This window comes from Pleomorphochaeta sp. DL1XJH-081 (assembly GCF_049310885.1).
Classification (GTDB): domain Bacteria; phylum Spirochaetota; class Spirochaetia; order Sphaerochaetales; family Sphaerochaetaceae; genus CAYZJV01.
Map to the genome: position 1 here is coordinate 62,372 of NZ_JBMDYO010000003.1, position 15,793 is coordinate 78,164.

Below are 15,793 nucleotides of genomic sequence, written 5' to 3' on the forward strand. Positions count from 1 at the left end.
TACATATTATTCTCATAAAATTTAACTTCTTGTGGAAGAAACTCATAGTTTATCCACTTTTCATCCACAGCAATCCACAAGCAAAAATAGTTTTCCACATATATGCACAATTTATCCCCAAGAATTTCCCAGCTTATTCCCCAACGAAACGAGGGCAGTGGGGCCACAACGTGGCCACATTGCCGAGCGAGTGCCGGGAACGTAAGGAGAAATACCCCGTCCCTTGGGGCGGAATTGGGGGCGAAGCCTCCAGGGTCCGGGGCTTGCCCCGGGGTATTGATACCTTTCATTAAAGCTATTTTTCACGCTTAAAACTCTGTGCTTGTCGGATAAGATTTTGTATTGAATTACTGACGGCGATATCACTTTGGATCATACCTTCAACTCTTTGTACGGAGTGCATGACAGTAGTATGGTCTCTTCCTCCGAATTCATATCCAATTTCAGTGGTAGAGAAATCAGTTATGGTTCGAGAAATATACATAGCTATCTGACGAGGAAGAACAACAGACTTGGTTCTCTTTTTACCCTTTATATCATAAGGAGATATATTGAAATAATCGGCTACCACTCTAATGATTGAATCGATGGACATGGATTGGTCTTTTGACATCGAATAGGTACTTTTAAGCTGTTCTCGTGCTATATCAAGAGTGATTTCTTTGTTCAATAAATTACTATAAGCAATTAATTTTGTAAGGCTGGCTTCCAAATCTCTTACGTTTGTATTGACGTTCTTGCCAATATATTCAAGAACCTCTGAAGATATATGGCAAGCTTTACCTTCACATTTGCGGCGTAGAATAGCTAGGCGTGTTTCAAAATCGGGTGGTTGAAGATCTACATTAATTCCGCGCGTAAATCGATTCTTGAGGCGGTCAGCAATGTCCTGAAGTTCATTGATAGGCCTATCACAGGTGAATACCAATTGTTTGTTGGCTTCGAATAGATTATTGAATACATGGAACATCTCTTCCTGTGTGGAGGCTTTCTTCTGCAAAAAGTGGATATCGTCAATTAACAATACGTCGGCCTTGCGATATTTATTCCTGAACTGAGGAGTTTTTTCTTCTCCAATCGATTGTATGAATTCATTGGTGAACATCTCTGCAGTGACGTAAACAATTTGCAATTCGGGAGTATTGTCTTGGATATAATTCCCTATCGATTGGATCAGGTGGGTTTTACCCAGTCCCACTCCTCCATAGATGAGGCATGGGTTGTAACTGACTCCTGGATTTTTTGCTATAGCCATACTTACGTTATAGGCAAATGCACTATTGTCACCAACGACGAATGTATCGAATTGGTAGCTATTGTTTATATTAGGGTCTCTGGGGCGTTTTTGAGCTTTCGGCATGGGTGCCGGCGTCTTTGTGCTGGCATGGCTGTTTCTATTTGAATCCTGAGATTTTTCTGATGAATCGACATGTCCTCCAGTGACGGAAGTGGAGGACGGAGCAACTTTTTTTACGATGAAATCCACAGTCACCTGTTCCCCAGTAAGTTCATTCAACATCGATTGGATAGTGGACTTGTATTGTGTTGACACATAGTCACGAATAAAGAGAGAAGGAACAGCTAATATTAGCTTATGATCCTTCGATTCGGCATATGAGATTCTGTTTAACCATGTAATGCTTTCCTGTTCCGAGAGCGTTGATTGCATGCGTGAGACGACCTCGTCCCAGAACGGATTGTAGTTCCACTTTTCTTGCGGCATGGTTGATATCTTATATCAGCGGATGACTATTGGCAAGAGCGGATGGTAAAGGGGGTGAGAAACATTATCTATAGTAATCAATTATATATAATATAAGAATATATTTATGAGTGCAATTCAAGTGATACGCTTTACATAGATTCCAAAAAATGATACCATATACATTGAATTCATTTTTATATCTTATAAGGACATAATAGTATGGCTGATAGCGTTTTCGAAGGAGTGCCTACTGACACTTCGGTTCATCATGATTCCGCGAATGGAAGGATTGGTTCCCAATCCTATACCGCGAATAATATTCAAGTTCTCAAAGGTCTAGAGGCGGTCCGGAAACGGCCAGGAATGTATATTGGTTCAACAGGTCTGGATGGTTTGCATCACTTGGTATATGAAGTTGTTGACAATAGTATTGATGAGGCTATGGCAGGCTACTGCGATGCCATCTGGGTTACGATTGAGAAGGGAAATATCATACGTGTCGAAGATAATGGACGTGGTATTCCAACCGAACCTCACCCTGTCGAGAAAATTAGTTCCCTCGAGGTTGTCCTTACTCAGCTGCACGCTGGAGGAAAGTTTGATAACGATACCTACAAGGTCTCCGGAGGATTGCATGGTGTCGGTGTCTCCGTAGTTAACGCTCTTTCCGAGTGGCTTGAAGTTACAGTCCACAGAAATCCTTCGGTATACTATCAGGAATATGAGAAAGGTCATCCGGTCAAACCTGTTGGAATCACTGGTGAATCGGAACGTACTGGAACGATCGTACGGTTCAAGGCGGATACCACTATCCTGGAATCCGACCAGTATAGTTATGGTGTGCTGACCGAGAGATTTAGAGAATTGGCGTTTCTTAATAAAGGAATCGTGATTTCCATCACCGATGAACGTGGTGAAACTCCCCGTCACCAGACATTCCATTTTGAGGGAGGGATCAAATCCTTCATCACCCACTTGAATTCTTCTAAAAAGGTAGTCCATGAGGAGCCTGTTTATTTCGAGTCCCAAAAGGATGATGTTAAGGTAGAAGTTGCCTTGCAATACAACGATCGTTATGATGATGTGCTTTTTACCTTTGTGAACAACATCAATACGAGGGAGGGTGGTACACACCTTGCCGGGTTCCGTAGTGGGCTGACTCGTGTTATGAATGAACAGTTGAAGAAGTCCAAACTCATAAAGAAATTCGATGATTCTCTAACTGGAGATGATTTGAAGGAGGGAATGACTGCCGTTATTTCGGTAAAAATCCCCGATCCGCAATTCGAAGGCCAAACAAAAATGAAGTTGGGGAATCCTCGTGTCCAGGGGATTGTAGCCTCCATGGTCTATGAACGTTTCAACGATTATTTTGATGAATACCCCATGGTTATAGAAGCTATCCTAGAGAAGGCTATTTTAGCGGCAAAAGCACGTTTTGCAGCACGTGATGCTAGGATGCGAATACGTAAGAATAGTGAAGGTGCTGGACTTCCAGGTAAATTGGCCGACTGTTCAGAGAAAGATCCTGCCAAGTGTGAGATTTTTATCGTTGAGGGAGATTCTGCGGGTGGTAGTGCGAAGCAGGGACGTGATCGTGCGACGCAAGCTATCCTACCGCTTTGGGGCAAGATGCTCAACGTAGAAAAAGCCCGTGAGGAGAAAGTTCTTGGCAATGACAAGTTGCAGCCTGTTATCGCTTCTCTAGGTGCCGGAATTGGAGCCCATTTCGATTCTACTAAAGTCAGATACCACAAGATTATTATCATGGCTGATGCCGATGTTGATGGTTCTCACATCAGAACCCTTCTCTTAACTTTCTTTTTTAGGTATATGAGACCACTTATTGAGATGGGGTATGTTTATTTTGCAATGCCTCCCCTCTATAAGATTACCGTCGGAAAGAAATTTTTCTATGCCTATGATGAAGATGCCCGAAAAAGGATTCTTGAGGAAAATGCCAAGGATGGTGATATCAACAAGATTCCCATACAGCGCTATAAGGGTCTTGGTGAAATGAATCCTGATCAATTATGGGATACCACAATGAATCCCGATACGAGAGGACTTACTCAAGTTACGCTGGAGGATGCAATCGAAGCAGATTCGATTTTTACCATGTTGATGGGTGAGGAAGTTGAACCAAGAAAACGGTTCATTGAAGAAAACGCAAAATATGTTTCGAATCTCGATGTATAGGATAGTTAGGAATACACATGATGGAAGAACAAACCAGTAGAATAATTAAAACGAATATTGAGGAGGAGATGAAAGTCTCCTATCTCAATTATGCAATGAGCGTAATTGTAAGTCGGGCTCTACCCGATATTCGGGACGGACTCAAACCTGTTCATAGACGAATCCTTTACGATATGTTCGAAATGGGACTGAAATACAACACGCCATTCAAGAAAGCTGCAAGAATAGTTGGAGATGTGCTTGGTAAGTATCACCCTCATGGTGACGCTTCAGTATACGATGCTCTTGTTCGTTTAGCCCAAGATTTTTCGTTACGATATACAGTAGTACAACCTCAAGGTAACTTCGGATCGATTGATGGTGACCCGGCTGCCGCGATGCGGTATACCGAAGCCAAGATGAGCCGTATCGGCGAAGAGATGTTGAATGATATCCAGAAAGAGACTGTCGATTTTGGTCCCAACTATGACGACTCCTTGCAAGAGCCGTTGGTTCTTCCAGCAGCATTTCCGTTTCTTTTGGCTAATGGAAGCAGTGGTATCGCTGTTGGTATGGCCACAAATATGGCTCCTCATAATCTGACCGAAATATGTGCCGCAATCTCTGCTTATATCGACAATCCAGCCATACAGTTGGAAGAGCTGATGGAACATATAAAGGGGCCGGATTTTCCTACCGCAGGTATTATCTGTGGTAGAAGTGGCATTTTAAGCGCTTTTGAAACCGGTCGAGGAAAGATAGTTATTCGTGGAAGATATGAGATTGAAGAAGCCGAAGGGGGTAGCAGGGATCAGATTATCTTCACAGAACTCCCCTACCAGGTAAATAAGGCAGATCTCGTGAAACGGATCGCTGAATTGAAAAAAGCGACGATATCTGGCATTTCAGAAGTTCGGGATGAGTCGGATCGTGATGGTATTCGTCTGGTTGTAGATTTGAAGAAAGGTGCTGTGGCAAGGGTTGTTGTGAACCAGTTATTTCTCCATACACCTTTGCAAACAAACTTCAATGTGAACAATTTGGCCTTGATTGATGGACGTCCAGTACAGGTAGGGCTGATCGATATGATCAAGCACTACGTGATGCACCGGGAAGTGGTTGTTGAAAGACGCACACGATTTGATTTGCGGAAGGCTGAAGAGCGTGCTCACATCTTACATGGCTTGAAAATTGGACTTGATAATATTGATGAGGTCATTAAGATCATCAAAGAGGCAGAGGACAACACTGTTGCTGCTGCAAAACTGATGACGCGTTTTGGACTTACAGATATCCAAGCGCAAGCAATCATCGATATGAAGCTAGGAAGGCTTAGTCATCTTGAAACAGAAAAAATCTTGAATGAATTGGCGGAATTGAATAATAAAATAAGTTATTATAAAGACTTATTAGCTGATCAAGCCAAGATTCTGAAAGTGGTCCAGACAGAAATACAGGAACTTTCGGGGAAGTATGGAGATAAGCGAAAAACGGAAATTACTCTTGAAGAGCTTGGTGGAATGAATATTGAAGATTTTATCAAGGAAGAGGATGTTGTTGTTGTGATCTCTAACCGTGGTTTTGTAAAGAGAGTTCCGGTGGATGAATATCGTAGTCAAGGTAGAGGTGGAAGAGGTGTTAGGGGGGCAACGCTCCGAGATGAAGACTTCATTGAACATCTATTCGTTGCCTCTACCCACGAATATGTTATGGCGGTTACCAACCATGGAAAAGCTTATTGGATTAAGGTCCATGAACTTCCAGTTGGCTCAAAAACTTCGAAAGGCGAAAGTATCAAAAAGATTCTTCCCTTGAACGACGGAGAGGAAATAACATCAATAATCAACTTCAAGGACTTCGATGAAGAGTTGTATTTACTTATGGTAACAAGAAATGGAGTTGCAAAAAAGGTTAACCTCCCCCTCTTTAGAAATGCTAAAACAAGAGGTATCACTGCAATTATACTTGATGAAGGTGATGTCTTAGTTAATTGTGAGTTGGTGACTGAAGGTGATGATTGCATGATTATCACAAGAAAAGGAAAGGGCTTACGATTTGCCGACAGTGATGTTAGAGCAATGGGTAGAGCTTCTAGAGGAGTCCGAGGAATCAAGTTGATTGATGACGACGAGGTTGCCGGTTTACTCAAAGTCTCAGACGATAGGCGAATCCTTATGATTACTGAAAAGGGTCAAGGGAAGCAAATCTTGTTTGATGACTTCAGGACGCACAAACGTGGTACCATGGGACAAAAGATTTATACCTTTAGAGATAAGACTGGATTTATAGTTGGAGCTCTCGCTGTCAATGATGAAGATGATATCGTCTGTATTACATCGTTAGGTCAATCAATAAGAATTCCAGTTGCTACAATTTCATTGCAAAAGGCTTATGCTTCTGGGGTGACAATAGCGCGCTTGAAAAAGGATGATACAGTCGTTGCTCTAGCTCGGACTGATGCCGAGAAGGACGAAGAAGTTGTAGAAGAATCCGAAGAAGATAACAATGAGAGTGAACGTACAGAAGAATAAGAACTTTTAGTTGAGCAAAAATTCAGCCACCCGGATTGGGTGGCTGTTTTCTGTTTCACGTGAAACAATCACATTGTGTCATATAAAATTTAATTAAGATGTTTCACGTGAAACATTATAGATTAGTTGACCGAAATGATATTGATGTTAGGGTCTACAACGCTACGAACATAGCGTTCGACTCCATTCTTCAAAGTCATCTGGGACATTGGGCATCCGGCACAGGATCCAACAAGACGTACGGTTACGTCGTTGCCTTCCATGCTTACGAATTCAATATCGCCACCATCATTCTGCAAATCGGGTCTAATATTTTCGATTGCAGCTTTAACTTTATCAATCATGCGATTGGCCTCCTCGGTAATAGTATAGTTAAGATACATGAGCGATAATTGATGGTCAATACCCCAAGGAACTTGGTGACAGATTGGAAAGCATTGGTTATAGTGGATATATGGTAGCAAAAAAAATAATCTTTTCAAATCAAAAAGGTGGCGTAGGTAAAACTACGACTGCTGTGAATCTAGGGGCTTATCTTGCGGAGAAGGGTAATAAGGTTCTTCTGATTGACCTTGATTCCCAAGGTAATCTATCAAGTGCTGTTTCAGCAGATAATAATCATAACGGTAGCTATGATCTGATAGTGGGTAAATGCACACCAAAGGAAGCTTACCAGGATACTCCTGTAAGAAACCTCTATGTTATTTCAGGAGGGATCGATTTGGCAGGTCTGAGTGTCGAGCTTGTCAATGAATTAGCACGGGAGTTTTTCTTAAAAAATGCTTTAGTATCCATAGAAAACGATTGGGATTACATCCTAGTTGATTGCCCTCCCTCTTTAGGTTTGGTAACTATCAATGCTATGTGTTGGGCAGAATATGTGGTTATTCCATTACAGTGTGAGTATTTTGCAATGGAAGGATTGAATTTGTTGATGAGGACAATTGGGAATGTGAAAAAGCAGTTGAATCCTCACCTAGAAATTCTAGGGATAGTATTTACCATGTATACTGCACGTACAAGATTGGCAAATGATGTTGTTGAAGATGTGACTGCATACTTCTCGGAGAAGGTATTTGAAACAAAAATACCAAGGAATGTTCGATTGTCAGAGGCTCCTTCACATGGCTTGCCAATTAACTTATATGATAATGTTTGTTCGGGAGCACAAGGCTATGAAAGCTTAGCCGAGGAGGTTATGAAGCGTGTCTAATACAACAAATAAAAAGCATAGATTGGGGAAGGGTATTAGTTCCTTAATGGATGATTACTCATTCGAAGATGTATTCAAGTCCTCCTTGGGTAATGAAACTATTGAAGTTGAGGGCGGTAAATTGATGCTTTTGGAAATCAATAAGGTCCATCCCAATCCACATCAGCCTAGAAAGCAATTCGATCCTGAAACTCTTGATGAGTTGGCAGAATCTATACAAACTCAAGGAATTTTGCAGCCTTTATTAGTTGAAAAATCGAGTGACGATGAGTATGCCATTATTGCAGGAGAACGGCGTTATCGGGCGGCTTTAGCTGTTGGTTTAGAGAAAATTCCAGTAATTATTAAAAAATTTACCGATATGCAGCGATTAGAAGTATCTTTAATAGAGAATATTCAAAGGGAAAATCTTAATCCAATTGAAGAGGCGAAAGCATACTTATATCTTCTAGAGCAAGCGGGTATCCGACAGGAGGAACTTGCCGAGAGGGTAGGGAAGAAACGATCTACAATTGCCAATAGCCTTAGACTTCTACAATTGCCCCATGAAATGCAAGACTCTCTGCTTGAAGGTGGTTTTACAGCAGGGCATGCCAGAGCACTCTTGTCGGTTGTCAATCCAGCTGATCAACAGTATCTTTATAGGAAGATCCTTGAAAAAGAAATATCGGTGCGGGAAGCAGAGAAATTAGCAGGAGAGTTGAACAAAGGGAAACGTGCTACGCTATCCCAAGCAGAAAAAGTCCATAAGGAAAAGTCGGTAGATTTGATGGTTCTGGAACAAAAATTTTTGGAGGCTGTCGGATCTAAAGTCCAGCTTAAAGGGACTCTTAAAAAAGGGAAGCTGGAAATCTATTATCATTCCATGGATGATTTGGATAGATTGTATCGTCTTCTAGCACAAAATGAAGAATTGATAGAATTATAAAATTATATATAATAAGGAAATAAGATGTCAGAAAGTTTAAAAGATGGGCTGTACGCAAAAATCAAGACCAATCGTGGTGATATCGTATTGTCATTGCATTATCAGAAGGTCCCAATGACCGTTTCCAATTTTGTTGGATTGGCTGAGGGGTCTTTAAACCTGCTCAATCCAGGAAAACCATACTACAATGGTTTGAAATTCCATAGGGTAATTAACGATTTCATGGTTCAAACTGGTTGTCCACAGGGTACTGGTACCGGCGGCCCCGGATATACATTCCCCGACGAATTTGATGCTGATCTGAAGCACACCGGCCCTGGAGTCCTCTCTATGGCCAATGCAGGACCAGGCACAAACGGTAGTCAGTTCTTTATTACTCATGTCCCTACCCCATGGTTGGACGGGAAACATAGTGTTTTTGGTGCAGTCATAGAAGGGATGGACGTGGTTAATTCTATTGAACAAGGAGACAAGATGGAGGCTGTCGAGATTCTCCGTATTGGAGAAGATGCCGAAGCCTTTACCGTTTCAAAAGAGAGCTTTTCCGAGGCCGTAGTTAAGGCTCAGGAGGCAGAATCTGGACGTTTGGAAGAACTGAAGAAAGCCTTGGATAAAGAATTGAAGAATCGTTGGCCAGATGCTAAGGTCACACACTCGGGTCTTCGTTATGTTGTAATAAAAGCCGGTGATGGAAAAAAGAGTCCTAAACAAGGTACCATGGTTACCGTCCACTATACAGGAACTTTGATGGATGGGCGGATGTTCGATAGCTCAGTAAAAAGAGGAGAACCTGCTCAATTCGCTGTCGGGCAAGTAATCGAAGGTTGGAATGAAGCTCTGGTAACGATGACGAAGGGTGAAAAAAGAACGTTGATCATTCCTCCTGAATTAGGGTATGGAAAACAGGGATATCCAGGAGTGATTCCGCCTAATTCATATTTGATATTTGACGTAGAACTGTTGGACTTCTAAGGTATCATGAAGGATAATACTACCCAATATATTTGCACTCAATGCGGCCGAGTCGAGAACAAATGGCTCGGTCGTTGTCCTGATTGCGGCTCATGGAATTCATTTTCGGAAGAAGTAGTGAGAAAAACTGGAAAATCTGGTAAAATTGCATTAGTTAGCGATCCTAACAAAACGCAACCTATTACTTTGAAAGAAATTGAAGTAGAGTCTGATTTTCGGTATTCTTCTGGAATTTCTGAGTTTGATCGTGTATTGGGTGGCGGAATCATGCGTGGAGGAACTGTTCTGCTTGGGGGAGAACCGGGAATTGGCAAGTCCACATTAATGTTACAACTCTTGGGAGCAATCAAGAATAGACGAGTTCTCTATGTTTCTGGGGAGGAATCTCCAGGGCAGGTGAAAACTCGTGCACAAAGGATTGGCGTCCCTCTTGATACGGTAACACTGTATAATGATACACGTCTCGAGCCTCTGTTGGGAGAAATGCATAAAAACCACTACGATGTATTGGTGATAGACTCATTGCAGACGCTTTCAAGTAGTGAGATTCCCTCCGCACCTGGAAGCGTGAACCAAATGCGTATGTGTAGTATGGAATTGGTCGACTCTGCCAAACATGAGGGGTCTTCAATTTTCTTTATTGGACATATCACGAAAGAGGGGCAAATCGCAGGCCCTAAAGCTATTGAGCATATCGTGGATACCGTATTGTATTTCGAACTCGCTGGTTCTGGAGTACGTATAGTCAGGGCTGTTAAGAATAGATTTGGTTCAGTTGATGAGATCGGTATATTTCTCATGACTGAAAAGGGTTTGGTTCCGGTCAAAGATCCGGCTGGATTCTTTATCAGCGAACGGAAATCTGGGAATTTACCTGCTGGTATTGCTTTTACGGCAGTACTTGAAGGAACTAGAACCTTTCTTGTGGAGATACAAGCTCTTACTGTTCCTGCAAAAAATGGTTACACAAGGGTCTATTCCGAACGTATCGATACCGCGCGTGTTACCCGTGTCAGTGCAGTCTTGGAACGTCATGCGAATGTCCAACTTTCTGACAAGGATATCTACGTGAATGTGGCTGGGGGAATCAAGTTGAGTGAAGTTTCTATCGAATTACCACTTGCCTTGGCACTTTATTCGGCTTCTACAGGTAAAGCGTTGCCACCTTCCCTCGTCTCCATGGGAGAGCTAAGCCTTGCTGGCGAAGTAAGGCCTGTGGGCTTTGGAGATAAGCGAATCAAGGGTTCTGTGGATATGGGGTTTTCAAAGATTCTTGCACCACGATCCATGCCCGTGAAGCAAAAAGCTTCGATATTTTATTGTGATCGTATTGATGAAGCTATCGCTACGATCGATAACATGGATAGTCGTAATTAGTAAGCCCTCCTAACTAATAAAAGCCGCCAGGAAGTAGCTAAAATGCATATTACTTTCCATAGAGCCACTATAAAGTATAATTAGTTAGCTATCCTTACTAATACTAACCTAACTTACTGATCAGCAAAGGGAAAGCAATGAATGTCCCAATAGAGGCAAAAATGCTGGTAGTCATGAAGATAAAGAGAGCATGGATGATCCTGTTGGTGAACCATCCTTTGAAACGCATGATGTCATCAGAGACATGTTCAAAATCGCGTACCCTTGGCTTTCTCATGGTTGCTTCCAGGATTCCAGCAACCATACCAACTCCAAGTGTGGGACTTAGCGCCGTTATAGGGGCTGCTGCCATCGATACGATTATGGTTATGGGGTGGGCTAGGGAAAGGATAGCAGCGATTCCGGTCAGTGAGGCGTTGAGGCCAAACCAATAGAGGAACATCTCAAGTCCTTGGTCCCATCCTGATCGTATGAACCCAGCGACAATTATTCCAAGCAGAGCAACGACGATTCCCCAGGAAAAAATCTTTCCCGATTTTGATGCCGGGGGAACCTTCGTTATATGTTCCACGCTAGAGGAAACTTCCTTGCGGTCCAACTTCTCCATATGTGCAACAAGACCTGGAGCATGACCAGCTCCTACAACCGCAACAATTTTGGAACCTTCCGCCATATAGATGTTGGATGCCAAGTACTGGTCGCGTTCATCAATTAGGACCTTCTTTATCGTAGGGAGTTCACTAGCCATCTCGTCTAGCATGGACTGAAGGACATTGGTCTCCTTTAATCGCTCAATTTCCTCATTGCTAATTTCCTCTTTTGAGAAGACAGCAGTAAGTAGGGAGGAAATGAGTTTGATCTTATTCCACCCATTGGAGAGTCGCCAAGCTCTCTTGAAAGTCACTTGGATCTCCCTATCGCAGAAGGAAAGGGGGATATTCCGTTCATTCGCCAAGGAGGCCGCTTGCATGATCTCATCTCCAGGAGATACACCCATCTGTTCCCCGAGTTTCTTCTGATAGGAAGAGAGTGCCATGTTGGCAAGCATCAAAAATCCCTTGTTCTCTTTGATGATTGTCTTGATATCTAGGCTTTCCCATCCTTGAGGTTCTGTCTTGGATTTGTATCGACCGGTATCCAGTTCTACACAAATCCTATCGGGACCAATTTCATCGATCGTTTTGGAAACTTCATCCACACTGTCCCGCGATACATGGGCAGTTCCTATCAAGGTTATTTCTTTTCCGTTTGCACAAGTTATCCGTTGCATCGTATCGCTGATTCGTTCAATGGTCACCGTTATTCCTCCGAGATTTTACAAATATATCCATGTTGAGGCAAAGGTACAAGGACCAGAGGAAAGAAACCGGCATCAAGAAGGCCAACCTTGCTTGAGCAACTTTTTTGTTTCGGCTAATGTTGCTATATGCAGACACTATGGTATCTCACCCAGTTGTTTCTTAGTTTAGCTTTCGGTGCGATTGTCGCGCACGGAATAGGAAAGTCACGTCTCCATAGAGGCACAGCACTCTCTTTGGATGTCATCCTCTATTCACTGCTTTTCCTCATGGGAGTAAATACGGCGAGTATTGATGATATCGAAAACCAGATTATGCGTATGGGGTTCGATGCCCTGGTTTCGACTGTCTTGGTCACCTTAGGCTGCATTGTATCCGCAAGCGTGTTAGGAATGCTTCTATCGCGTAGGGTAAGCTCCTCTCAACATGCACGGCAACAGATTACTTGGAGACGTTTGAAGACACCTCTACTTATGATCGCAATCGTGGTGGCAGGAATAGTCTTATCTTCTCTTACCGATCTTTTCGTATGGTACGACAGTTCAATGATCACTATTGTCCTCTACATCCTTCTCTTTCTTGTGGGAATGCAGATGGTCCAACATGAGGTCGATCTCCTCTCACTTGTCAAATCGCCTCTCATGCTCCTTTTGCCCGTATCGACTATCGTGGGAACGTATCTAGGTGCATTGGCGATACCACTGTTGACATCCTATTCATTACGAGAGGCACTTACCCTGGTGTCCGGTTTTGGGTGGTACTCTCTTTCAGGTGTTCTCATAAGCGGTCTAGGAGATCCCCAACTGGGAGCAGTATCATTCCTCAGCAATCTCTTCAGAGAATCTCTCGCATTCATTTTGATCCCATTGTTGGCAACACTATCACGGACCTCTTTCTCAGCGGTCAGTATCGCCGGTGCTACCAGTATGGATGTTACCCTTCCGCTACTTAAAAAGAGCTTAGGTGAAACGGTGGTTCCGCTGGCTATTGCCCATGGGGTGGCTATGACTCTCGTTGCACCTTTTCTTATTCCTCTTTGGTATGGATAGGGGCAAAAAATTGTATAGCTACAGTGAAAAGGCCCTCTTTATAGAGGCGAATGAAAAGAACAGACTTCCGCTCTTCATTGAAATCCAAGGATATGGCGAATCTGTTGAGAGTTGGCATGAGGGCTTCGCCATCAGATGGAGGAAAGGGTAATTGCTGAAACAGATAGGTCCCTGCTGGGATAGATTGTACAATTTCGGCATCGTCTCCCACTGGGTTGTAGAAGCCAGAAATACTGTTGACGATACAGATTTCATCGGTCATGATTGCTTCGCAAGATATACATCCTTCCGAGCCAACAGGAAGGGTCTCCAATAGGGTCCACAATCTGTTGAAAGTCGTTTGGCAAGACTTTTCTGGAGACGGAAGCTCTCTGGTATATGAAATATTTTGATGAAGATTCAGTTTCATTTGATTTGCTTGGTTCATAGGAAATAGTGTAGTGAAATCAGAGCCTAAAGTACAGTATAGAGTCATTCGCAGCAAGCGAAGGCGGAGAATTGCACTACGAATCACCGATACCGGTGATGTGCTAGCATGTGCACCTTATAAGGTATCAGGTGAGACAATCCGGCAGTTTGTAGAAACTCATACCCTTTGGATCGAACAGAAACTCCAGCATTTGGATCAGCTGCCCAGATCACACGGGCCACACACCTACGAAGACAAAGATGTTTTCTACTTTATGGAAGAGCGTTTGGAATTGAAGATAATCTATGGAAAGATTAAGAAGACAACGTGTTCCCGTCAAGGAGATAAGCTGGTTGTTCATGCATCTTCCCGGGCAACACCTGTAGCAATAAGACGCGCAATCATATCCTGGTATCGTGAAGAGGGACTTCACCTTTATGAAGGACTTGTAGCTAACTGGCTTGCTGAAATAGGTTCTACGAAATTCAAACGACCAATTCTAGTAGATATGGCCAACTTCCCAAAAAGATGGGGTAGCTGTTCCCAAAAGGGTGAACTTCGTTTCGCTTTGAGGTCATTGCTTCTTCCACGTCCTATTGTCGATTACCTTGCACTCCACGAAGTCGCACACCTTCTGCATTTCAACCATGGAGCCGAATTCAAGCAACTGTTAGATCTCCATATGCCAAACTGGAGGGAGCGGCAGAAGGAGATGAACAGACTTCGGCTTCGGGCTGAGGCTCTATGAAATCTACCAAGATGTAGTGATTTGTGGTATAACTGAGTTATATTCGTAGGAGGAAATATGAAACCCGATGTCTTGGTTCCCGGAATACACCGCGTATATGCCCGTATTGGTAGCAGGGATTTGTTTGAAGGTATATGGCCTATCGAACATGGCGTTTTGCTCAATTCCTATGTTGTCCAAGGTTCGAAAGCCACCGCATTCATTGATCTTGTGAAGGACTGGGAAGGTGCTGTGGGTGAGGTAGAGAGTCAGTTGGAGAGTCTCGGTCTTAACTTTTCAGATATCGATTATCTCGTGCTCAACCATATGGAACCCGACCACACTGGTTCTTTGGGGGCTTTGTGCAAGAAGAATCCCAATATGAAGATTCTCTGCACGAAAAAGGCTGTTCCCCTGGTGGAGGCTTTCTATGACGTACGAGATAATGTACAAGCTGTGGCTTCTGGAGAGAGTATCGATCTAGGTGGTAAAACTCTTGTTTTCGAGGAGACTCCGAATATTCACTGGCCAGAGACTATGATGACCTATGTCCCTGAGGATGGGATTCTCTTCTCCTGTGATGCGTTTGGCTCTTTTGGCCAATACGACCATTGTTTCGATGATGAATTGACAGAGGCCGAGTGGGAACTTCTGATTCCTGAGACCGAACGTTATTATGCCAATATCGTCTCTTCCTTCAGTCAGTTCGTGACACGTGGTATCCAAAAGTTGGCTGACTTGGAAATCAAGATGGTAGCTCCAAGTCATGGTATCGTCTGGCGTAAAGAGCCTTTTCGGGTAATTAATCATTATAGCCGACTTGCTGAATATATGAATGGGCCGGCCGAACCCGAAATTACTTTTGTCTGGAGTAGTATGTATGGAAATACGGCAGCCTTGGTTCCAATAATCAAGGAGGCTATTGAGGAGGAGGGTGTGAAAGTCCATCTCCATGAGGTTCCAAAAGAACATGCTTCCCATGTACTGGCTTCCGCTTGGCGCTCTAGTGGTCTTGTAATCGGAATGCCAACCTATGAATATCGTATGTTCCCCCCTATGTATCATATTCTCGATGTACTTGACCGTAGCCATGTGAACAATAGGAAAGTGATGCGTTTCGGTTCCTTCGGCTGGTCTGGTGGTGCACAGAAACAATTTGATCCAATCGTTCAGGCGCTAAAATGGGATTGCCTAGGGGTCGTGGAGTACCAAGGTGCACCTTCCAATGAGGATAAGAAAAAAGCTATCGAGGTCGCCAAAGCTCTTGCGGCAAGTGTTAAAGAGTGGAAGTGAGAATAATTTCCTAGGGGAGGGGGAGAAGCCTCTCCCTCGGCCTTGTCGGCTTTACGCCCCCTGCTTTTCCGGCTCCCCTACGGTTTGCCGGTCGGGGGCTACCGATGCAGACC

At 43.4% G+C, this 15,793-nt stretch carries 13 protein-coding genes; 9 read left to right on the forward strand and 4 right to left on the reverse strand.

Annotated elements, in window-relative coordinates:
- Positions 1-295: 295 nt before the first annotated feature.
- The gene (gene dnaA, locus ACODJP_RS06830; RefSeq protein ID WP_422479861.1) at positions 296-1,723 is read right to left on the reverse strand and encodes a chromosomal replication initiator protein DnaA; all 1,428 of its coding nucleotides are present in this window, start codon (positions 1,721-1,723) and stop codon (positions 296-298) included.
- A gap of 201 nt (positions 1,724-1,924) precedes the next feature.
- Between dnaA and gyrB the strand changes: the two genes are divergently transcribed.
- The gene (gyrB, locus tag ACODJP_RS06835; RefSeq protein WP_422479863.1) at positions 1,925-3,904 is read left to right on the forward strand and encodes a DNA topoisomerase (ATP-hydrolyzing) subunit B; all 1,980 of its coding nucleotides are present in this window, start codon (positions 1,925-1,927) and stop codon (positions 3,902-3,904) included.
- Positions 3,905-3,921: 17 nt separating this feature from the next.
- On the forward strand, positions 3,922-6,414 hold the full coding sequence (gyrA, locus tag ACODJP_RS06840) for a DNA topoisomerase (ATP-hydrolyzing) subunit A (RefSeq protein WP_422479865.1): 2,493 nt from the start codon (positions 3,922-3,924) through the stop codon (positions 6,412-6,414).
- A 122-nt stretch (positions 6,415-6,536) separates the two neighbouring features.
- Here gyrA and ACODJP_RS06845 read toward each other — a convergent pair whose 3' ends face one another.
- Positions 6,537-6,758: a NifU family protein gene (locus tag ACODJP_RS06845; RefSeq protein ID WP_422479867.1), complete on the reverse strand. Its 222-nt coding sequence runs from the start codon at positions 6,756-6,758 to the stop codon at positions 6,537-6,539.
- Between the two features lie 110 nt (positions 6,759-6,868).
- Between ACODJP_RS06845 and ACODJP_RS06850 the strand changes: the two genes are divergently transcribed.
- Genes ACODJP_RS06850 through radA form a run of 4 tightly spaced genes read left to right on the forward strand, consistent with a single transcriptional unit; the run spans position 6,869 to position 10,904 of the window.
- Positions 6,869-7,627, forward strand: a complete 759-nt coding sequence (locus ACODJP_RS06850; RefSeq protein ID WP_422479869.1) for a ParA family protein — start codon at positions 6,869-6,871, stop codon at positions 7,625-7,627.
- A gap of 46 nt (positions 7,628-7,673) precedes the next feature.
- A complete protein-coding gene (locus ACODJP_RS06855) occupies positions 7,674-8,555 on the forward strand; it encodes a ParB/RepB/Spo0J family partition protein (protein WP_422480394.1) in 882 nt (293 codons plus the stop codon).
- 24 nt (positions 8,556-8,579) lie between these two features.
- A complete protein-coding gene (locus ACODJP_RS06860) occupies positions 8,580-9,527 on the forward strand; it encodes a peptidylprolyl isomerase (protein ID WP_422479871.1) in 948 nt (315 codons plus the stop codon).
- Between the two features lie 6 nt (positions 9,528-9,533).
- Positions 9,534-10,904: a DNA repair protein RadA gene (gene radA, locus ACODJP_RS06865; protein ID WP_422479873.1), complete on the forward strand. Its 1,371-nt coding sequence runs from the start codon at positions 9,534-9,536 to the stop codon at positions 10,902-10,904.
- 103 nt (positions 10,905-11,007) lie between these two features.
- On the opposite strand, the gene ACODJP_RS06870 is transcribed toward radA, so the two are convergent.
- On the reverse strand, positions 11,008-12,201 hold the full coding sequence (locus ACODJP_RS06870; protein WP_422479875.1) for a TraB/GumN family protein: 1,194 nt from the start codon (positions 12,199-12,201) through the stop codon (positions 11,008-11,010).
- A 129-nt stretch (positions 12,202-12,330) separates the two neighbouring features.
- Here ACODJP_RS06870 and ACODJP_RS06875 point away from each other — a divergent pair, with 129 nt between their 5' ends.
- The gene (locus tag ACODJP_RS06875) at positions 12,331-13,251 is read left to right on the forward strand and encodes a lysine exporter LysO family protein (RefSeq protein ID WP_422479877.1); all 921 of its coding nucleotides are present in this window, start codon (positions 12,331-12,333) and stop codon (positions 13,249-13,251) included.
- Here the strand turns inward: ACODJP_RS06875 and ACODJP_RS06880 are convergent.
- The gene (locus ACODJP_RS06880; RefSeq protein ID WP_422479879.1) at positions 13,229-13,678 is read right to left on the reverse strand and encodes a hypothetical protein; all 450 of its coding nucleotides are present in this window, start codon (positions 13,676-13,678) and stop codon (positions 13,229-13,231) included. The genes ACODJP_RS06875 and ACODJP_RS06880 overlap by 23 nt on opposite strands.
- Before the next feature lie 13 nt (positions 13,679-13,691).
- Here ACODJP_RS06880 and ACODJP_RS06885 point away from each other — a divergent pair, with 13 nt between their 5' ends.
- The gene (locus tag ACODJP_RS06885; protein ID WP_422479881.1) at positions 13,692-14,408 is read left to right on the forward strand and encodes a M48 family metallopeptidase; all 717 of its coding nucleotides are present in this window, start codon (positions 13,692-13,694) and stop codon (positions 14,406-14,408) included.
- Positions 14,409-14,465: 57 nt separating this feature from the next.
- The gene (locus ACODJP_RS06890; RefSeq protein ID WP_422479883.1) at positions 14,466-15,680 is read left to right on the forward strand and encodes an FprA family A-type flavoprotein; all 1,215 of its coding nucleotides are present in this window, start codon (positions 14,466-14,468) and stop codon (positions 15,678-15,680) included.
- Positions 15,681-15,793 lie beyond the last annotated feature (113 nt).